Raw genomic sequence first — 20186 nt, forward strand, 5'->3', positions numbered from 1 at the left:
CGCAGTGGTCCCGATTGGCACAGGCTAGCGGGTTCCGGGCAAGAATTGAACTAATATTCAAAAATTGAACTGAGGATCACGTTTTGAGCTACCGGCGTTCGGACCTGATGGAAGAGCGGATGACCCGCAACCGCGAGCGGATCGTCCACGCCGCGCGCACGCTGGTGTCCGTGGGCGGCTTCCGCGAGGCGCAGGTGGCCGCCGTCGCCGCCGAGGCCGGCGTGTCGACCGGGCTGATCTACCGCTACTTCCCGTCCAAGACGGAACTGTTCGTCGAAGTGCTGACCGTCGCCATCGACGCCGAGATCGTGATCCTGCGCGGCGCGGCCGCCGCCCACACCGACGCCCGCGACCAGCTGGGCGCCGCCATCGAAGCCTTCGTACGCCGCGCCCTCGCCGGCCCGGCCCTGGCCTACGCCTTCATCGCCGAGCCCGTCGACCCCGAAGTGGACGCCGAACGTATCCGCGGCCGCCGCCGCTTCGGCGAAGTCTTCCGCGACATCCTGCTGGCCGGCATCGAACGCAAAGAATTCCCCGCCCAGGACGCCGACGTCACGGCGGCCTGCATCGTCGGCGCGTTCACCGAAGCGCTGGTCGGACCGGTGGCGCCGATCCTCAAAGAGAAGACGTCGGGGCCGTCGCAGCTGGTGGAGTCGATCCGGGAGGTGTGTTTGCGGGCGGCTGGGTCGGTTGGATAGCCCCTAGCGGCGCCCGCTCACAGTTGAACATAGCGATGCGACGAGATCGCCGAAGTGCTGCGAGCCGATGGCCTGCGCTCCAGTTGCAGCTTCAGGCCTACTCGATACGGTTGCGTGACAATTTTCTCGGAGACGAGACGCGACGGTCTGAGATCCGGAGGCAACGGAAACCGCACGGAAGGGCATTTCTGTTTGGCGATGCTCGCCCAGCGGCCATGCGATTCTCAAAAGGACTTTGGATGACCCACCCGAAACCATTCATCGCGGCATCAACATCGCGCCGCGTTCCCTGGTGCACGCTTCTGCTTTGTGCAGCAACGGCAGCCATGAGCGTTCTCGCGGCGATCGAAATCAGCGGGGCGTGGCTCGGAAGCGTCAGGATCGTTGAACTCGAAAACTACGGTCTGCGCTTCAAATACATTCGTGAACTCGAACTTTGGCGTCTGGTCACCGCACAGCTGGTACACGTCAAGCAGCCGCACATGCTGTCGAACGTGTTCTGCCTACTGTTAGTCGGCACTGCTGTCGAGCGCCACATGGGTTTCGTCCGCATGCTCGTGCTCTGGCTGATAGGCGGCTCAGTCGCGATGTTGATCAGCGAGCCCATCTACACGCCGCCGTGGAACCTGGGTACCGGCGCATCGCAGGCGATCATGGCAATTGCGGGCGCTGGGCTCTGGTTGGCAGCGAAGGGAATCGACCGTTCGAAGTCTTTGGTACTGCCGGTCGTATTCGCGATAGCCTTAGCCCTGATGCTCGATCTGATCTACGCCCACTATCCGAAGCCTGGACATGTCGCGGGCCTGTTGCTCGGCTATCTGATTGCCTCGCTGTGCCGAAGTGCAAGATCGACGCCAGCAGGCGCTGTCTAACGTGTGAGATGTCAGGTTTTGGCCGCAAGCCGGCATTGATGCTGAGAGCGCCGCGCTTCGAGGGTGCAGCGGCCTCTAGCGAGCACCTTACAAGTTTCCGCAGTTCTCATAGAACTCGTCTTCCGTCATTTGACGAGACGCGAATGCTCCGCGATATAGCGCGTTCGCTTCTGCATCAGCTTCGGCAAATTGCGTCGGCGTCAAACCAGCACCATGCTCTGCAGCGTCCTGGGCGTAGGCAGATCGAAAGTCGGGATTGTGAGCACCGAGCTCCATGAGCCGCGACCAAAGATAGCGGCTCTCCTTGGAGAGCGTGACTGCGGTCTGCACCCCGTGATGTGCACGCTGCGCGTTGTATGCCGCCAGCACCATCGGCCAAGAACCATTCGCGATCTCGCGGTCGATGAAGTGACGTGCATGACGGGCGTAGTTACGGCTGAGGAATGGATAGACCGATCCTAGGACGTCGAGCGGGTTCCATGAGCTCGCGACGAAGCAGAGCGCTGCCGCCCCGCTCCCGTCCAGTGCCTCCGCAAGCGTGGCGTTGTAGAACTGCCAATTCGCATCCGGAATCGAGACTTCGCGCATCCAGTGCTCGCAGCCGGGATCTCCCGCAGCGATGATTGCCTGGCTGCGCTCGAACAGACGTCGCTCGATCGGCGGCTTCGCCGCCACGGCGCCAGGGTTGTTGAAAATGCTCCCGGGTTCGTCCCGGTTTCGCTCGTAGTGCACCTTCATTCGCCAGTAAGCGGAGCAATGCTGCAAGAACTCGAACTTCGCCCGTGTGGACCTCATTTTTGCCGGGAGTCCTCGCAGGTCAACCGCGCCGGTGCGATCTTCCTGTTGGGGAGGCACGGGCGGTCCTTCTGCGGCGACACTTGCTCCGCCCAAGAGCAGGCAGCAGAAAAGGGCGAGCCTCGACATCCGAGATAGCTTCATGCGTTGTTTTCCTCCAGGCACGGACGCAGGTGCATCCTGTGCTGAGGTTCAAGGGTGACAGGACGGCCCAGTTTGACAAGGGGCATTCGCTTTGCTGCGTCGAGGGTCGAGGCACATCGTTCGCGCTCGTCACGCGTGCGGAACGAAGTGCTAGCAAGCGTGCAGGAAGACGTGCGCTGAAGCGTTGTGCAGGCCTGAAAGCAGTGGGGGCGGCTTCTGCTTTGGCGGTAGATCGCTACGATGCTGCTCACGCGCTCCCTCGATCTCTTGGCGCCAGTAGTGATGGCCGTATCGGGTATTGACCTGATATGTCTTGTCGGGGGCGCTACTTCCGCACCACGCAAGATTTTGCGCCTCTTGTTGTTGCAATTCTGGACTGGCGCACGTGCCGCGCCACCTCTTTGGACTGCGGCATTACCTGATCAGGCAAACCGTTTTAGCTGGCATCTCAGTGCCGCCGTTGAACCCCGCCAGAGCCGCGACAGCGCCTCCGGTAGAGGTCCGCTTTCGTATCACTGATCGTCTTCGATGGGTTCGCCGCGGGGCGTTTGATGAAACCTGATCCAAGCCGCTTGAAGACATGGTGCAACGCGTCCATCTGTCGCCACTCCGATGTTCGCGCGTACGCTCTTGCGCTCGTCCCGCTGGCGATAGCCCACATCAAGTGCCGCGGTCGGCACACGCCGCGGCACACTGTCGACGGGCAAGCCTAGAGCGGCCCGCGCAAGGCCAAACTGCACGCAGGTCGCCAGATCTGCATCGCGCTCCACGAAGTTGAAGCGGATCGAGCTTATCGGCCGTTCCGGGTCAAGCCAGCTTGGCCCCACGCCGTAATCGACGCTCACGAGGCCAACGCTGTTCGGATACGCATCCGAGCGAAAATAGGCAGTGGGATCGTGCGCGGTGAGATGCCGCAGATCACGTTTCTCAAGATCCGCTGTTCTAGACAGGAGCGCGACCCGAGTCTTCGGATCACTTTCTGGCAGCGCAGCGAGTAGCTCTACGAACGCTTCCTTGCTTTCGATAATCGTTTGACCCGCGCGCGCCGCCTCGCGACCCAGCACCACTGAACAGGCTGAAAGACTCAGTGCAGCGATGCCTACGCACTTCAGTGTCTCCGCCAATCGCCCCATGATTCTGCTCTCCATGTCGTGGCTCGAAAGCTAAGCGAGCCCGCGTTAAAGGGTGTTGAAGCGCGACATCACCGTGATGACTAAGGCAGCAATTCCAATTGCGCTGGGCATTCTCTGTGGGGACCAAAAGCAGATGTGATGCCAGAACGGGCGCCAAGCTGCGCCCGTTTTCTTCCAAGACGTGTCTCAGCGCAGCACACGTGCCCGCAGGGTCTGCCACAGTTGGCGGCGGGCTTCGAATACCCGCAGCCCGAGCAGCGCGGCGCTCAGCCAGACGAGACCTTCGGTGGCGACCGCTGCAACGGTGACCAGCACCAGGCGTGTCGTCCTCTCCACGCCTGTGACCAATCCGATGCCAAGTGCGAGCCAAGCCAGCAGGCAAACGACGCCGCCAAGAGCGATCCAGCGCCACGGTCGCCTGACTCTGCGTGCAGCCTCTGGCACGACACGCTCTTCGCGCGGGCTCATTCGTCACCCCGCAAGGTGGCAAGCGCAGCCGAATCGAGATAGCGGCCATCGACGACCACCGCGTGCGCCTCACGCGCATGCGCCAGATCCCCCAGCGGGTTGTCATCGAGCACCAGCAGATCGGCTTCGTAGCCAATCGCCACCCGCCCCAGGCGATCGCCTGCTCCCAATGCATCGGCTGCCTGCCACGTCGCAGCAGCCAGTATCCGTGCGGTCGGAACACCGGCATCGGCCAACAGGTTCATCTCGCGATGAAAGCTGATGCCCGGCGCGATCCAGGGATTGCTCATGTCGGTGCCGATCGTCATGCGTGCATTGCTTGCGTACAGACGCACGGCCATGCGCTGCACCTTCGGCCACACGGCGCGTGCGCGCGCAAAGTCGTCTGACTCCCAGCCAATCGCGAAAGTGAAGAACGACGTCCAGTTCTCGAACAAACGCGGATGCGCGTAGCGCCGGGCCTCATCCAGATAGCGGCTGTCGGCCTGGTCCTGCACAAATGCGGCATGGAAGGCGACGAGCGTGGCGTCAAACACGGGACGGTAGCGATCGAAAGCGGCAACGATGCGGTCAGCCTCCGCGCCCTCAGGATCGAAACGCTCCCACCACTCGAAGAAACCGAACGTGCCGGGGCGGCGCGCTTCACGATATGCCTCGACATCCTGAGCGGCCAGCAGATCCGGGCTGATCGGCATCAGATGCACGATGCCATCCAGTCCCATCGGCAACGCCTCCGTCCACGCCACTTCCTCCAGATGCGCCACCGCCGGCCGGCCATGCGCATGCGCCGCGTCGATACCGGCCTGCAGCAACGCGGGCGTCAGACCCGTATAGAGCTTGATCCAGTCGGCGCCCGCCTCGACCTGCGCGGCCACGGCCTGGCGCACGTCGTCCACCGTCCGCACGCCGATGCCGAGGCCTGGCAGGGCGGCGTCGTTGAGCACTTTGCCTGCGTCGAAACTCTCGGGGCCGGTGACCGCGCCCTCGGTCCGCCGCATGCGATAGCGCATGGCCGCCGCGAGATCGCCCGCGGAATTGCGGATCGTGGTGATGCCGAATCCAACCAGCCGTGCAGCATTGTGGTCGGCGATCGCGTCGTCGGGCAGTGCTTCGATGATCACCTCCTCTCCCTCCCGGCGCACCTCGAGTGGGCCAAGCGTCAGATGCGCGTGCATGTCGATAAGACCAGGCATCAGATAGCGGCCATCGAGCGCCACGACGGTGGCGCCACGTCGACAAGCACGGCTGCCGGCACTCGCGATGCGCGTGATGCGTCCCTGCTCGATCCGAACGCATTGCGCTTCCCCGCTGCGACCCGCTTCGAGGTCGACGATGCGCACCCGGTCCAGTGCCAGTGGCTTCGAAGCCGCCTGGAGGGACAGCGCGGGCCCGCAGGCCAACACGCCGGCGAGCGACAACGAGATGAGACGATGCATGTTGAAATCCGGTGTGGGTGTACCCGCTTCAGTCGCGCCGTCCACCCGGTTTCTTACGCACAACCTCGCGCAAAATCTGTTGTAAGAAACCGGCACTCCTCGACGACTGACTATCTGATCCCACCGAATCCGAGTCCGATGCCGCCTTCGTGGTCCCAGGTCAACGCCTTCCATCCGCAACTGTGGCGCGCTGTCTGCGGCTACGAGCTCAACCCCGCGCTGCGCGAAGAGCTCATGCAGGAGGTGCTGCTCGCGATCTGGCAGGCCCTGCCGACGCTGCGCGAGCACGACCGGCTACTGCCATTCGTTCTGCGGGTCGCACACAACCTCGGCGCCAGCCATGTGCGCACCGCGACGCGTGCGCCCGCACCGCTGCAGTTGGATCCCATCCAGCACGACGTTCCCGACCCCGCCACCACCGATGAAGCCGAGCGTGCACGTAGCGAGTGGCTGTTCGAAGCGCTCGTCACGCTGCCGTTGCGCCTGCGGCAACCCTTGATGCTCCAGCTGGAGGGCTTCGACTACGGCGAGATCGCCAGCCTGCTTGGAATCTCGCAGGAAAACGTCGGGGTGCGTCTGCATCGAGGCCGCGCCCTTCTGAAAACACTGCTTTCGCAGGAAGACATCGTATGACCGAGTTCGACAAGCTGATGCAATCCGCCTGGCAGACTGCGCGTCCACCGGCCGACGGCGCGGCGCTGGCGGCAAGCGTGCATCGCACCCGCTCGCATCGCCGGCTTCGGCGATGCCTCGAGATCGCGCTGACACTCGCCGGAATCGCGCTTCTGGCGCGGCCGCTGTTCGGCGCCGCGACAACACCTGCGTACTGGCTAGTGATGCCCTTCTTCGTCGCCTACCTGCCCACCATCTGGTGGCTGCTGCTACGTAACACGCAGCCCTCTCCGGTCGACGCCGCACAGAGCGTGCGCACCTATGCGCACTCCCGGCTCACGCAGTTGCGCGCCGGCCTGCGTGAGCTGCGCATTGCCCGGATCGCCGCAATTGCCCTGCTCGCCTACGCCATCATCGGCGCGATCAGCGCATTCGCTTTCGGTGACCCTGCTTGGCAAGCACCTGCCCGGGACCTGCTGGTCTACGCGGCGATTTGCGCGCTGGGAACACTCTGGCTCTCGCGTTGGCAGGGCCGTCGACGTCTTCGTGAATACCGGGCAATGCGACGGCTAGCGTGATGCTCTGGATAAACGGCACAAGCGCGCCAGGTATGGCCGAAAGTCAGTTCAAGGCGGAACTGTTCGTCGAAGTGCTTACGGTCGCCATCGACGCCGAGATCGTGATCCTGCGCGGCGCGGCCGCTGCCCGCACCAACGCCCAAGACAATCTGGGCGCCGCCATCGAAAACTCATGCGCCGCGCCCTCTCCGGGCTGGCCGATCGCTGATGCGCGGCGGTCTGCCGGACAACACTTACATCAAGTGGAATCACCGCATCGATGTACTCGAAGTGCGCGTGCTCCGGTGGAGTTAGTAAGTCAACAACGCATTCGCAGCAATCTTTGCCTTTCCGTTCAAGGGCATTTCTGAAAGTGCGGACTGCGTAGAAGTTGGTCGCGCGTGACCATAGGTCATTGAAATCTCGATAAGCATCTCCAGAACCTTCGCAATGTCTCGCTGTGGGCGCTGCGGTGACGACTCGACAATCTTGCAGAGAAATGCGAACACGGGCTGATGCAAGCTCGGCTCAAGTCGCATTGCTGCTTGGAAGCTTCGAACATAGCGCCCCACCTTGATCAATGGCGTCTTCGATAGATCGCCTATCTCTGTCGCGAGCGCACCGACGTCCAAACGCCCGTCCATCCACGTCGCCGCAAGGATGTCAGTCGAAAGTGCACTCTGCCCTGGCTCCTTGACGGCCAGGCCAAGCGCCAGGAGCGCATTGGCCATCGGCGTCATCGGAAAAGCCGGGTCGAGGAGAGTGTCCAGATATGCCTTGTCCCCCCAACGAGCACTTGCCCAGTCGAGGTTGTTACCGATTGCGCGGGCGCCATCGGCAAAGAAGCCATCCATGCACGAAGGGAAGATCGTGGCGGAGAATCTCAGGACATCCTCTTCGAGACCCCCGAACTCCTGGTCCAATGGCCTGGCCTCGGTCTCCTCCGACCTGTACTGGTATCTGTGGGTCGCAAGCATCCTGGAAGAGACCTGTCGCGCCGGAGGTCGGGAGTCCAGGAAAAGTGCGGGATAGCTGTTCGTCACTACGCCGCCGACGTAGTTCTTCCAAGGCGCGCAACGCCAGCTATGACGTGCGGCAATGGCTCCATCCGGCCCCGTGTCGCCGATCAGGTTCAGCAGCGCGATGTCGTCGGTTCCCGGATGGCGAATACGCGCCGCCGCCGCAAACAGCTCCGGATACGCCGCGTCAGCCTCAATGTCATCGCCAAGCGCATAACGCAAGGCACGCGCGAACGGCATCAGTTCAAGCGTTCTTGCCTCCGGTAAAGCGTTCTCGCTCCCAGCCGGGGCGAGACGCAGCAGAGCGTGAACCTGATCTTCGACGTCTGGTAGATAGCCGGATCTCGCATAGTCGGCTAGACGCTTTACAAGAACGGTTGGCTCGATGAAGCCATTACGATGCGTCGGCGACGAGATCGGTGGGAGACGGTGGCCTCGCGATGCCAGCGCGATCCAGCGATCCGTGCGCTGTCGGAGAAATTTCTGCGCATCGCAGTTCCAAGGGTTGTTCTCCCTTTGGTCCACCGGGGACGAAGTGGAATCACTGGAAAGAACACGTAAAAGCCATGCCAACTCATTCGCAACAACAGTTCTGACTTTTGTTGCGCGCTTGATGACTGGCCCCAGACGCTCGCGCAAGGCGGGCTCGAAGGGAGCAGCCTCCAGCAGCGCGCTGCAGGCGATCTCGAACGCATCCGTGTCGTGAGAGTTCTCGAATACATGCGAGATGCACGCCACGATCGCGTCATCCCCCAGGGGAACATCGAGGCGGCGTTCGGACGCGAGTGGGCTGATTGGCCCCAGGCCTCGACGAGGCTCGGCTGGCAGGTGCTCGAAAGGCTCGATCATGATCTTCGACAGACCGGTCAAATCCTCGAAGGCTTGACGATGAAGCGCCGCGACTCCATCGGCGTAGCGAGAAATCTGATCGCGTTGATCCGCGCTGCACCCCCACTGCTTCAGACGAGCCAGAACCTGCGCTTGAATGTCAGCCGACTCGTGTGCCAACGCTGGAATCACCAGATCCGATGCGAATGCGGAAAACGCTACGTCTCGCTTCACCCGAGCATCGATCAGCTTCAGAGCTGCGAGCACTTGGCTCTTGACCTGTGAGTGCATAACGGGGCGCAAGGCCTCTGACAGTGCCGCATCATCGATCGCCGCTGTCGCCTCGAGCTTCCTGATGACCGCCAGCGCCAACGAAACCGTTGGCGGTATCCGGGAATGACAGAGACCGAGGTATCGCTGGGCGCGCGCCTGCAGAAGAGCGGCATCCGGATCCAGATCGCCATGAAATCTCGAGAACCACCCAGAGCGAAATTGCGGCCAGTCCTTTGCAAGCGCCGCCAAGGTCCGATCGAGAAGCTCTTCCTGCGAGAAGATGCCTTCATCACGCCACTGGACCAGAGAGTGGGCCCAGGACTGGTTCCTGGGACTGTAGGTATCGACCGCGGCCAGGCTGTGCTCCCGGGTCCCCTCGATCTCCATTACCCTGAGAATCACGGCGCGAAGGCCTGGGTCCGCCGCCCAGACCCTGTGTAGTGCACGCGATCCGACGAGGCTGATCAATCCCAGAGTGTAGTCGTCGCTATCAGGACGAGATACGAGACCGGCGGCGATCAGTTCCTGCACGATCTCGATGGAAAATGGGCTGTCGGCGAGCTTGGTTGCGGCGAGGTCTGGGAGGCACTCTGGCCTGAATTCCTCGCACAGCGACACCAGGCTGTTGCGACTTGCACCGTAGGTGGAGGCGATGTCTTGCGCAGTCCCACAGACCACGAGGACCGCAAACATCGCGTCCTCCTGAGCATCTGTCGGGGCGCCTCCCCACGCTGCCAAGGCGGCAACGCTTGCATACCAGCGGCAATCGTCAATGAGCTTCTTCATGCGACGCGAGCTCGCGCGGTGCATCAGACGTTCTTGCCGCGGCAGCTCGCGGAGAAGCTGGAGTGTGAGCCCATAGTCACCCTCGTGTACTGCATGTTCGATGGGTGTCTCAGGGGCAAAGACCTTGGCCATACGCGATGTGCCCCTCAGTGATTGCTTGCGCGTAGTACTGATGCGGCAAGCACATGTTTACACGGACCCCGCTCGCCATGGTGTTTGGCATGCCAAGGGCATGTGCAATGCAGCTCATCGTTCTTTTCGAGAACGCGATGTTGCACCCCACCACTGTTGACGGTCGCAGTAAAAGGTCGATCGGCGAGAACCTGGACAGCGGAGGTCGCGAGCAGCTCCCTTGCCGAAGCCAGGCGAGGATGCAGGTCTTCGATCTTCGTCAGGTCGAATGGCAACACCCGGTGGAAGAAGCGTCCGAGGCTGACATCGAATCCGACAAGACCGGACGCCCCCAAGGTGCGCAAGGCATCATCGACCGCGCCGGAATCAACACCGAGCTGGGCAGCCAACTCGTTGGCTTCGATCGCTGCCTGCCAGTTCAGTGCTGCACGCACATGTGCCAGTGTCCGGGCATCTCCATCGCCAGCGCGGATCAGTGACAAAAGGGCCTGGCCCTCGCCCGAAAACCCCCGCCAGACCTCACTGCTCAGCACCAAGCTCAGACGTGCGGACCCGAAGTCGAGAACCCATGTACTCGCTTGATGTGTGTCGTCCGCGAACACTGACAGACTGGTAGCACGGGGTAGAAGTGCCTGCAGTACTCTCAGACGGGCGACCTCCGTGATCCGAACCCCGCTTGAGGATGGACGCGTTGAAGAGGCCAGGCCATTCGCGACACGCGATATCCAGAGAGGCGTACGGCTGGTGGAGGTTTTCGGTAGCGTGCGCAGGAAGCGCAAAGCCTCGATCGGCTTGGCCTGCAGACGAAGTCGCATTCCGGCCTGATATGACTGCACCTCGACCATGCCCCGCAGCCAGCGCGTGGGCAAAGGCACCTTGCGTTCCGTTACATCGAGTCCGCCCGACCGCAATGTGACTACATCACTTCCTACCGAAAGCGAAAGGCCTGTTTCGTCGCGAACTGACGCGAGGGCAGCACGCATGGGTGCGTTGAAATCGACATTGGTCGTGCCTTTGCCGACGACATCGCCTTCGTAGGCATCCGGTAGCAGGTCGACACGTATGTAGGCACTGCAGCAGGAAGAAAATCCCTCGAACCGCAGGAGGCCACCACCGCTGGTTACAACGGGATCGGCCAGCGCGATCGCGCGCTCGACGCTGTTGGCCGGCGTGAAGAATCTTGCGCCTACGATCAGATGGACCGCTGTCAGAAGCTCGGCAACCAGCCGCGGCTGGCGTAGTCGACCTTCAAAGAAATGAGGGTTCGGGTCGGAATCGGGACCACTTGTCTCGAGTGTCAGGCGCGGCGTTGCGCCAGTCCGAAGCGATGACGGTCTCGCGTACCTGTAGGCGTGCTCGAACATGTTTACAGCCTTCCCCTGGCCGACGCAGTTCCCCGCTGCTTTGCGAGGATACCGAAATCGCCATCTGCTGCCGAGTCAGCTCGGGTGTTCATCGATGGCGGAGGCCGGGGTCTTGGGCACCCAGACACAAGCTGCGCTGCGCTCCTTTCAAACAGCGCACGGGCTCGGCGTTACCGGGACGATGACGACAGAAACGCTGAGTGCTTTAGGCGTGAGGTTGTAAGAGAAAGAAGCCCCAGCGCTCGTCATAACGCGTCCACGACAAGACTGAGAACAAGGCTCTCCACCACCGACTCCCCCCGCCACCAGGCGTTCGACCGTCTGTTTGGACACGCCTGCATGCTCGGCCAGCTCCGTTTGGGTAAGGTTGCGCGCCACGCACAAGGCGCCGGTCGGCTGCCCCAATTGTGCGATTGACCGGACGTTATGGCGGTAGGGGGGGTGTTCATATGTCGCCGAATAGGACGACTAGGAAAATATCAATCAAACAAATCGGCGCATCAGGCGATTTGTTTGATCGCCAAAGTCAGCAAGCGCCCAAATGGTCCGGCATCCGCCTTAGCACGACCGACTACGTTTGGCTGGATTGCCAAGACTGCGGAAGACACTTTGCCTAATGTGGCGCCCCATCATTGTTCGCCGTGCTCGTAGCTCTCCTCTGCCGCCCCACAGACGCTTGGAACATCTAGTAAAATATGTTCCAATTAGTTCCGATTTGTTCCAAGGGCTTCAACAGTGAAAGATCAGCTCAGACGGGAATGGGTCGCCTTGATGCAAGAGGGAGTCCATGGCCAGGCGACGCGCTTCCGCCTACGGGCAACGCGGCTCTCCCAGCTCATGCGCACGGTGAGCCCCGAATTGGCGGCTGCGCTGGCCTCGGGCTTGGCCGAGACATCCGCGCTCACCCGGTTGGCGCCCACCGCCGGACCCGCGGAGGTCCCGGATCTGCTGTCCGTTGAGGCCGAGCCCATTCTGTCAGCGATGCCCCATTGGCCCCGGTCCGTTGCGGCCGAACTGCGGCAGATCGTTTATGAGTGGCATGCGCAGGACGCGCTGATCACGGCAGGCCTACATCCAATCAAGACGGCCCTGCTCCACGGTCCGCCCGGTGTTGGCAAGACCCTAGCTGCCCGATGGCTCGCGATCGAACTGGGCATGCCTCTCGCCACGCTGAACCTCGCGGCGACGATGAACAGCTACCTGGGCAAAACCGGGCAGAACCTCACAAAGGTGCTCGGGTACGCGCGCACCCATGCGTGCGTGCTGTTCCTTGATGAATTCGACGCCTTGGGTAAGCGTCGAAGCGACGACCAAGACGTCGGCGAGCTCAAGCGCATCGTCAATGTCTTGCTGCAGGCGGTGGACCAGTGGAGCGGCCCCTCGCTACTGGTAGCGGCGACAAACCACGAGTCACTCCTGGACACGGCGATCGTGCGTCGGTTCGAAGCTACGATCGAGTTTCCCGCTCCGTCGAGCCAACAAGTAGGCAGCGTGCTGAAGTCGCTCGGCGTGCCTCCGTCGCTCGCCACCAGTCTCGGCCGCCGGCTCCAAGGCCAGCCCATTTCAAATGCGACGCGGCTGGTCACGGCCGCACGCAAGCGCGCTGTTCTGGGGCAGATCGACTTCGAGGCCGCCCTCGAGATCATGGTCGCGGAGCAGTTTAAAGCGCAGTCGCAAGTGGAAAGCCGCAGAAATGTCGTGGCGACCCTACACGAAGCCGGCAAGAGTGCCCATCAGATCGCAAAGGAGCTTGGGGTCTCGCACACCACAGTGCTGCGTGACTTAAAGGTCATCTCGGAGGACTAGCGTGAATATACCCCGGCGCAACTTGTTAATCGGACACGGCGAGCGACTCATCCAGGACGGCGCGTGGACTGGCAGCAGTCGTAAGAAACCCGAGCCTTACAGCCTCGAACAGCAACGCTCGCTGTTCGTCCCTGTTCTGGACCGGCTCGTCGGCCTCGCACGCGAGGCCGAATCATCGCTCATGCCGCGGGGAGAAGTTGCGGCCAAGCTGACGATCCACCCGCAGTTTTTGGCCAAGAGCTACTTCCCCGCAAGCCTGATTTCGGCGTCTGGCCTGCGCCTCATTGGATCGCGCGCGACCGACGTAACACCCCGTCGAATGGTGCGTGACAAAGAGCTCAAGGAAATGCCGACCGCCACACTCATAGTGGCAGGCACCGAACGCGACTACGCCCGCGCCTCACAGTTGCTGCAGAACACCCAACTCTCGATCGCCATGATCGAGCAGGTCAATCGCCTCGAGCGCGTCGAGCCGTTCGCTGCCAGCGACCGCAAGCGGGGCCTCGATCTGGCGCACTTTGACGGGTGGGCGGAGACGCTCCTACACGCGTCCTTCGAAGACCGCGACATCGTGAACGCCTTCATCGAGCGCGTGCGGCAACTGGGTGGCGAGGTTGATCGTGACCGCGCGCGCACAGTGGGCGGCCTGACGTTCGTTCCGCTGCACGTTGACGCCGCTGCCGCGCCGGCCCTGATCCGAGGGATCGAGGACTTCACGCATCTGCGGGCAATCCGCAACATGCCGTTCTTGAGTTTGGATCCCATTGATGTTGATGCCTCCGTGACTCGGTCGGCTGAAGCGGCGCCGCCTCTTCCGGACGAACCGGCCGTCGATGAGTCATTGCGCGCGGTGATCTTTGACGGCGGCTGCACTTCGGGGCTGCTGCCCTGGGTGACCGCGATGGACGCGCCCGGCGTCCCCGGGACGGCGACGGAACTCGCCCACGGCCAGTCTGTCAGCTCAGCATTCCTATTCGGCTCGATCGGCGCTGCCCAGAGCACCCTGCCGCGGCCTTACTGCAACATCGACCACGTCCGAGTGCTTCCGAGTACGGCGACGGATTTGCGAGTGGCCGACGTCATCGACCGGATTGTGAACACGCTTAAGAGCGCGCGCGATGCCGGCGACCCATATACGCTGGCAAACCTCAGTTTAGGACCGCGGATGCCGATCGTTGACGACGATCCGCATGAGTGGACGGTCCGACTCGACGACTTCTTGTCGCTCGGCGATCTCTTTATGACCGTCGCCGCAGGAAATGACGGCGTCCATGGACCGGATCTGGGCCGAATCCAGCCGCCTGCGGACGCCGTCAACGCCTTCGCCGTGGGCGCTTGTGACGGCCACCACGGCCGCGCACTGCGTGCGCCCTACAGCTGCTTAGGTCCCGGGCGCAGCCCCGGGCTCGTCAAACCCGACGCCGCGGCTTTCGGCGGCGCACCAGGGGCGCCGATTCGTTTGTTCGATCCCGCGACGGGTCTTGTGCAAACCCGCTTGGGAACCAGCTATTCCGCGCCTCTGGCGCTGCGGCTCGCGTCCGGGGTTCGTGCCAGCGTCGCCCAGGACATCCAGCCGATCATGCTCCATGCCCTGCTGATCTCGCGAGCTCAGTGGAACTCCCGTCTGCACAACCAGACAGATGTCGGCTGGGGCATCCTTCCGGAGTCGGTCGACGACATCCTCTTCTCCGCGCCGGACGAAGTGGTCGTTATGTATCAGGGCATGATCGCGAAGGGCCAACCCATTCGTGCCGCCGTACCGTTGCCGACCGGGATGGTCACCTCCGGGCGCATTCGCATCGCTGCCACGTTCGCTTACCGGGCGCCGGTGGACCCTGCGCATCCGGTCAACTACACGCGCTCGGGTTTAGAGGTGCGCTTTCAGCCGGACAGCGTGACGTCTGCAGGCTTCTTCAGCGGAACGGACTTCGACGCCGAACAGACGCTGCGCCGTGATGCGTTGAAGTGGGAGACGTGCCGTCATAAGGAAAAGACCTTCGACCCCACTTTCCTGACGAATCCCAGTTTCCTGATCAGATACCAAGGCCGAGAGGAAGGCGGCAATGACGCCGACACGATTCGCGACCCTATAACCGGTCGCCCCTTACCTTCGGCCGAACAGCCAAGTGCACTGCCCTTCGCCCTCGTGGTGCGCATGCGCGTCCCGGACGTCGATGATCTTGGCACACAGGTTTTGCAGCAGTTCAACGTGCTATCTGAAGTGCCGTTACGCGCTGAAATCCAGATTTAGATCTGGCCGCACGGCGACAGCACTGCAGCGCGAGAGCGATCATCCCCGCCAGCGGCCGAGCGAACGTTGCCGCCTTGGACGTGTCGAAGATAAGCCCGCGCGCAGCGGGCTTGTCTGTTTGATCAGTCAGTACCGCGGATGCAAGCTCACTCCCACTCAATCGTCGCCGGCGGCTTCCCGCTGATGTCGTAGACGACACGCGAGACGCCGCGAACCTCATTGATGATCCGGTTCGAGACGCGGCCGAGGAAGTCGTACGGCAGGTGCGCCCAGTGGGCGGTCATGAAGTCGATGGTCTCCACGGCGCGCAGTGAGATCACCCACTCGTAGGCACGGGCGTCGCCGACGACGCCGACGGACTTGACCGGCAGGAACACGGCGAAGGCTTGGCTGGTCTTGTCGTAGAGGTCGGCGCGGCGCAGTTCCTCGATGAAGATATGGTCGGCCTTGGCCAGGATGTCGGCGTACTCGGCCTTGACCTCGCCGAGGATGCGCACGCCCAGTCCCGGGCCCGGGAACGGGTGGCGGTAGACCATTTCGCGCGGCAGGCCGAGTTCGACGCCGAGGCGCCGTACTTCGTCCTTGAACAGCTCGCGCAGCGGTTCGACCAGGCCCATCTTCATGTGCTCGGGCAAGCCGCCGACGTTGTGGTGGCTCTTGATGACGTGGGCCTTGCCGGTCTTGCTGCCGGCCGACTCGATGACGTCGGGATAGATGGTGCCCTGCGCCAGCCACTTGGCGTTGCTGAGCTTGTTGGATTCTTCGTCGAAGATCTCGACGAACAGGTTGCCGATGATCTTGCGCTTGGCTTCCGGATCGCTCACGCCTGCGAGCGCGCTGAAGTAGCGCTCGCGCGCGTCGACGCGGATCACGCGCACGCCCAGGCCATGCGAACTGGACGCATCGGCGAAGGTCGTCATGACCTGGTCGCCCTCGCCCAGCCGCAGCAGGCCGGTGTCGACGAACACGCAGGTCAGCTGCGTGCCGATGGCCTTGTGCAGCAGCGCGGCGACGACGGACGAATCCACGCCGCCCGACAGGCCGAGGATCACCTCGTCGCTGCCCACCTGCTCGCGCACGCGCGCGATCTGGTCGTCGATGATGTTGGCCGCGGTCCACAGCGTGGCGCAGCCGCAGATGTCGACGACGAAGCGGCGCAGCAGCGCGAGGCCCTGCTTGGTGTGCGTGACTTCGGGATGGAACTGCACGCCGTACCAGCGCTTGTCCTCGTTCGCGAACGCGGCCACCGGCACGCGGTCGGTGCTGGCGGTGACGGTGAACTCGGGCGGCGCGGCGCTGACGTGGTCGCCGTGGCTCATCCAGACGTCCAGACGCTGGGCGCCGGCGTGGTCGCTGAGGCCTTCGAACAGGCTGTCCTTGGCGACGATGGCGACTTCGGCGTGGCCGTATTCGCGTGCGTCGGCGGCTTCGGTCTCGCCGCCCAGCTGCTTGGCCATCGTCTGCATGCCGTAGCAGATGCCCAGCAGCGGCAGATTGCTGTCGAACACTTCCTGCGGTGCGCGCGGCGAGCCGTGCTCGGTGGTCGATTCCGGGCCGCCCGAGAGGATGATGCCCTTGGGCGCGAACGCGGCGATCTCGGCCGGATCGTGGTCCCAGGCCCAGATTTCGCAGTAGACACCCAGCTCGCGGATGCGGCGGGCGATCAGCTGCGTGTACTGCGCGCCGAAGTCGAGGATCAGGATCTTGTCGCTGTGCAGGTCGGTCATCGGCGTGGCTTTGTCTGGAATGTGGTGGCGCGTAGCGCTGGAGGTGCGGTGTGTGGAGGCCGGATACGAAACGGGATCCGCTTTCGCGAATCCCGGATCGGTGCGTGATGCCGCGGCCTCAGCCTGCCTGGTAGTTCGGCGGCTGCTTGGTGATCGTGACGTCGTGCACGTGACTCTCGCGCTGGCCGGCGCCGGTGATCTTCACGAACTTCGGCTGGGTGCGCATGTCTTCGATGGTCGCGCAGCCCACGTAACCCATGGTCGCGCGCAGGCCGCCGGCGAGCTGGTGGATGATGCCGCCCAGCGCACCCCGATACGGCACGCGGCCTTCGATGCCTTCGGGGACGAGCTTGTCGGCGTCCGACGAATCCTGGAAGTAACGGTCCTTGGAGCCCTGCTCCATCGCGCCCAGCGAGCCCATGCCGCGGTAGCTCTTGTAGCTGCGGCCCTGGAACAGTTCGACTTCGCCCGGGGCTTCCTCGGTACCGGCGAACAGGCCGCCGATCATCACCGTCGATGCGCCGGCGACCAGCGCCTTGCCGATGTCGCCCGAGTAGCGGATGCCGCCGTCGGCGATCAGCGGGATGCGGTCCTGCAGGGCCTCGGCGACCATGTCGATCGCGGTGACCTGCGGCACGCCCACACCCGCGACGACGCGCGTGGTGCAGATCGAACCGGGACCCACGCCGACCTTCACCGCGTCCGCGCCGGCATCTTCGAGCGCCTTCGCCGCTTCACCGGTGACGATGTTGCCGCCGATCACCTGCACCTGCGGATAGGTCTTCTTGACCCAGTTGACGCGGTCGAGCACGCCCTGCGAATGGCCGTGCGCGGTGTCGACGATGATCACGTCGACGCCGGCCGCCACCAGCGCTTCGACGCGCGCTTCGGTGTCGCCGCCCACGCCCACGGCGGCGCCGACCAGCAGTTGCTCGTCGGCATCCTTGGCGGCGTTGGGGTTGTCGTGCGCCTTCTGGATGTCCTTGACCGTGATCAGGCCACGCAGCGCGAAATCGTCGTTGACCACCAGCACCTTCTCGATGCGGTGCTTGTGCAGCAGCGCCAGCACTTCGGTGTCGCTGGCGCCTTCGCGCACGGTGATCAGGCGGTCCTGCTTGGTCATCACGTTGCGGACCGGATCGTCGAGCTTGGTCTCGAAGCGCAGGTCGCGCCCGGTGACGATGCCGACCAGGCGGCTGCCGTCGACCACCGGCACGCCGGAGATGTTGCGCGCGCGGGTCAGGCGCAGGACTTCACCGATGGTGGTGTCCGGGCCGACGGTGAAGGGCTCGCGGATCACGCCGGCTTCGAAATTCTTGACCTTCGAGACCTCGGCGGCCTGGCGCTCGACGCTGAGGTTCTTGTGCACGATGCCGATGCCGCCGAGCTGGGCCATCGCGATCGCGAGGCGGGCTTCGGTGACGGTGTCCATCGCCGCGGAGACGATCGGCAGGTTCAGGCGCAGGTCGCGCGTCAGGCGGGTGGCGAGCCGGACATCCTTGGGGAGGATCAAGGAGTGGGCGGGAACGAGCGATACGTCGTCGTACGTGAGTGCTTCGGCCTGGATGCGCAGCATGCGGGGTGCCGGGGAGGAGGAAGCGCGCCATTCTAGCGCGTTTGAGGCCTCGACGCAGGCAACGCAGCGGTCCGCAGGCGTGCATCTGCGCCGGTCCCGGGGACCGGCGATGCCGGGATCAGTGCGCCGCTTCGGCAGCTTCGAGCGTGTTCTGCATCAGCGTGGCCACGGTCATCGGCCCCACCCCGCCCGGCACCGGCGTGATCCAGCTGGCGCGCTGCGCGGCGGCGTCGAAGCCGACGTCGCCGACCAGGCGGCCGTCCTCGATGCGGTTGATGCCGACGTCGATCACCACCGCGCCCGGCTTCACCCAGTCACCCGGAATCAGCGACGGACGCCCGACCGCGACGACCAGGATGTCGGCCTCGCCCACGTGCCGGCGCAGCACCTCCGACGGGGTGAAGCGGTGGCAGGTGGTGACGGTGCAGCCGGCGATCATCAGTTCCAGCGCCATCGGCCGGCCGACGTGATTGCTGACGCCCACGATCGTCGCGCTGGCACCGCGCACCGGGCGATCGGTATAGGCCAGCAGCGTGGTGATGCCGCGCGGCGTGCACGGGCGCAGGCCGAACTGGCGCAGCGCGAGGCGGCCGACGTTTTCGGGATGGAAGCCGTCGACGTCCTTGCGCGGATCGATGCGATGGATGATGTGGGTCGCGTCGGGAATGCCAGGCAGCGGCAACTGCACGAGGATGCCATGCACGGCCGGATCGGCATTGAGCCGGTCGATCAGGGCGATCAGTTCGCCTTCGGTGGTGCCGACGGGCAGATCGAAATCGAAGGCCTGGATGCCGACCTTCTCCGCCGCCCGGCGCTTGTTGCGCACATAGGACTGCGAGGCCGGATCACCGCCCACCAGCACCACCGCCAGCCCCGGGCGCGACCCGCCGGACGCGACGCGCGCATCCACGCGCACGCGCAGCTGGTCGAGCAAGGTGTCGGCAATGCGCTTGCCGTCGAGGATGCGGGCCGGGGTGGGATCAGCGGCGGTCATGCGGAGGTCGTGCGTCGAGGGGCGGCTATTGTCCCCGATTTCGCGGGCGGGAGCCTTGCGGTGCCGCGCGCGTCCCTCCGCCAGAGCCCGCAGATGTGGGCGCGCGCTCGCGCGCGATGCGTTTTGACTTTGAGCGTCCTTCGCGCAAGCGCGCTCCCACACAGGTGCGCTCTGACTTGCAGGGGGTGTGCGACGCCCCGATCCTGTGGGGCTTCACGCACCCGGAGTTCCCCCCATGGCCGATGTCACCCCCACCCTGTCCGACGACGCCCGCACCCGCGTCGAAGCCGCCGCGTTCCGACGCCTGCTGTCGCATCTCAACGACGCGCGTCCGGACGTGCAGAACATCGACCTGATGATCCTCGCCGGCTTCTGCCGGAACTGCCTAGCGGATTGGTACCGCGACGCAGCCAATGCGGAAGGCATGGCGTTGGACAAGGACGCGGCGCGCGAGGCGGTCTACGGGATGCCGTTCGCGGAATGGAAGGCGCAGCACCAGAAGGAGGCGACGCCGGAACAGCTGGCGGCGTTCGAGGCGGCGCAGAAGAAACACGCTGGCTGATTTGACGCCCCCATACCGTCATTCCGGCGAAAGCCGGAATGACGGGTTTCGGGAGTGGCGAGCCCCCTAGCGCGCGCTTGGCGGGAATGACCCGTACAAAATGACGGAAACAAAAAGCCCGCCTTTCGGCGGGCTTTTCGCTAGTCACATTGG

19 protein-coding genes are annotated in these 20186 nt (G+C 63.8%); 9 read left to right on the top strand and 10 right to left on the bottom strand.

Features of this window, described 5'->3' with window-relative positions:
- The first annotated feature begins 83 nt into the window (after nt 1-83).
- The gene (locus tag V3391_RS05060; RefSeq protein ID WP_332077312.1) at nt 84-698 is read left to right on the top strand and encodes a TetR/AcrR family transcriptional regulator; all 615 of its coding nucleotides are present in this window, start codon (nt 84-86) and stop codon (nt 696-698) included.
- A 239-nt stretch (nt 699-937) separates the two neighbouring features.
- Nucleotides 938-1570 carry a rhomboid family intramembrane serine protease gene (locus V3391_RS05065; RefSeq protein ID WP_332077313.1) on the top strand — a complete coding sequence of 211 codons (633 nt, stop codon included), beginning with the start codon at nt 938-940 and terminating at the stop codon, nt 1568-1570.
- A gap of 87 nt (nt 1571-1657) precedes the next feature.
- Here the strand turns inward: V3391_RS05065 and V3391_RS05070 are convergent, their stop codons facing one another.
- From V3391_RS05070 to V3391_RS05085, 4 genes are all read right to left on the bottom strand, one after another.
- Entirely contained in the window at nt 1658-2425 is a 768-nt protein-coding gene (locus tag V3391_RS05070; RefSeq protein WP_332077314.1) for a hypothetical protein, read from the bottom strand.
- 596 nt (nt 2426-3021) lie between these two features.
- The gene (locus V3391_RS05075) at nt 3022-3657 is read right to left on the bottom strand and encodes a hypothetical protein (protein WP_332077315.1); all 636 of its coding nucleotides are present in this window, start codon (nt 3655-3657) and stop codon (nt 3022-3024) included.
- A gap of 171 nt (nt 3658-3828) precedes the next feature.
- Nucleotides 3829-3978, bottom strand: a complete 150-nt coding sequence (locus V3391_RS05080) for a hypothetical protein (RefSeq protein ID WP_332077316.1) — start codon at nt 3976-3978, stop codon at nt 3829-3831.
- A 128-nt stretch (nt 3979-4106) separates the two neighbouring features.
- A complete protein-coding gene (locus V3391_RS05085) occupies nt 4107-5546 on the bottom strand; it encodes an amidohydrolase family protein (protein WP_332077317.1) in 1440 nt (479 codons plus the stop codon).
- A gap of 138 nt (nt 5547-5684) precedes the next feature.
- Here V3391_RS05085 and V3391_RS05090 point away from each other — a divergent pair, with 138 nt between their 5' ends.
- The 3 genes from V3391_RS05090 to V3391_RS05100 are packed head-to-tail and all read left to right on the top strand — an operon-like array spanning nt 5685 to nt 7086.
- Nucleotides 5685-6179, top strand: coding sequence for an RNA polymerase sigma factor (locus V3391_RS05090; RefSeq protein ID WP_332077318.1), 495 nt, complete (start codon nt 5685-5687; stop codon nt 6177-6179).
- Nucleotides 6176-6736: a hypothetical protein gene (locus V3391_RS05095; protein WP_332077319.1), complete on the top strand. Its 561-nt coding sequence runs from the start codon at nt 6176-6178 to the stop codon at nt 6734-6736. The genes V3391_RS05090 and V3391_RS05095 overlap by 4 nt, the downstream gene beginning before the upstream one ends.
- Nucleotides 6737-6768: 32 nt before the next feature.
- Nucleotides 6769-7086: a hypothetical protein gene (locus V3391_RS05100; RefSeq protein ID WP_332077321.1), complete on the top strand. Its 318-nt coding sequence runs from the start codon at nt 6769-6771 to the stop codon at nt 7084-7086.
- On the opposite strand, the gene V3391_RS05105 is transcribed toward V3391_RS05100, so the two are convergent.
- Nucleotides 7027-9621 (bottom strand): DUF6493 family protein, encoded by a 2595-nt coding sequence (locus V3391_RS05105; protein ID WP_484498375.1) that lies wholly within the window; start codon nt 9619-9621, stop codon nt 7027-7029. The two genes, V3391_RS05100 and V3391_RS05105, sit on opposite strands and share 60 nt — an antisense overlap.
- A gap of 146 nt (nt 9622-9767) precedes the next feature.
- Nucleotides 9768-11117, bottom strand: coding sequence for an SWIM zinc finger family protein (locus tag V3391_RS05110; RefSeq protein WP_332077323.1), 1350 nt, complete (start codon nt 11115-11117; stop codon nt 9768-9770).
- On the opposite strand from V3391_RS05110, the gene V3391_RS17800 reads away from it, so the two are divergent.
- Complete coding sequence (locus tag V3391_RS17800) at nt 11116-11340, top strand: peptidoglycan-binding domain-containing protein (protein WP_425497197.1); 225 nt, start codon at nt 11116-11118, stop codon at nt 11338-11340. The two genes, V3391_RS05110 and V3391_RS17800, sit on opposite strands and share 2 nt — an antisense overlap.
- On the opposite strand, the gene V3391_RS17805 is transcribed toward V3391_RS17800, so the two are convergent.
- Entirely contained in the window at nt 11265-11495 is a 231-nt protein-coding gene (locus V3391_RS17805; protein ID WP_425497198.1) for a helix-turn-helix domain-containing protein, read from the bottom strand. The genes V3391_RS17800 and V3391_RS17805 overlap by 76 nt on opposite strands.
- Before the next feature lie 357 nt (nt 11496-11852).
- On the opposite strand from V3391_RS17805, the gene V3391_RS05115 reads away from it, so the two are divergent.
- Both V3391_RS05115 and V3391_RS05120 read left to right on the top strand, forming a co-directional pair.
- Complete coding sequence (locus V3391_RS05115) at nt 11853-12923, top strand: AAA family ATPase (protein WP_332077325.1); 1071 nt, start codon at nt 11853-11855, stop codon at nt 12921-12923.
- A gap of 1 nt (nt 12924) precedes the next feature.
- On the top strand, nt 12925-15174 hold the full coding sequence (locus tag V3391_RS05120; protein WP_332077326.1) for a S8 family peptidase: 2250 nt from the start codon (nt 12925-12927) through the stop codon (nt 15172-15174).
- 146 nt (nt 15175-15320) lie between these two features.
- Here V3391_RS05120 and guaA read toward each other — a convergent pair whose 3' ends face one another.
- The 3 genes from guaA to folD all read right to left on the bottom strand — a co-directional run bounded on the left by guaA (nt 15321) and on the right by folD (nt 19471).
- Nucleotides 15321-16901: a glutamine-hydrolyzing GMP synthase gene (guaA, locus tag V3391_RS05125; RefSeq protein ID WP_332077327.1), complete on the bottom strand. Its 1581-nt coding sequence runs from the start codon at nt 16899-16901 to the stop codon at nt 15321-15323.
- Nucleotides 16902-17019: 118 nt separating this feature from the next.
- A complete protein-coding gene (gene guaB / locus V3391_RS05130; protein WP_332077328.1) occupies nt 17020-18477 on the bottom strand; it encodes an IMP dehydrogenase in 1458 nt (485 codons plus the stop codon).
- A 118-nt stretch (nt 18478-18595) separates the two neighbouring features.
- Nucleotides 18596-19471 (bottom strand): bifunctional methylenetetrahydrofolate dehydrogenase/methenyltetrahydrofolate cyclohydrolase FolD, encoded by an 876-nt coding sequence (folD, locus tag V3391_RS05135; protein WP_332077329.1) that lies wholly within the window; start codon nt 19469-19471, stop codon nt 18596-18598.
- Between the two features lie 235 nt (nt 19472-19706).
- Between folD and V3391_RS05140 the strand changes: the two genes are divergently transcribed.
- The gene (locus V3391_RS05140) at nt 19707-20033 is read left to right on the top strand and encodes a DUF1244 domain-containing protein (protein WP_332077330.1); all 327 of its coding nucleotides are present in this window, start codon (nt 19707-19709) and stop codon (nt 20031-20033) included.
- Nucleotides 20034-20186 lie beyond the last annotated feature (153 nt).

The sequence above is a fragment of the Luteimonas flava genome (assembly GCF_036584485.1).
GTDB lineage: Bacteria > Pseudomonadota > Gammaproteobacteria > Xanthomonadales > Xanthomonadaceae > Luteimonas > Luteimonas flava.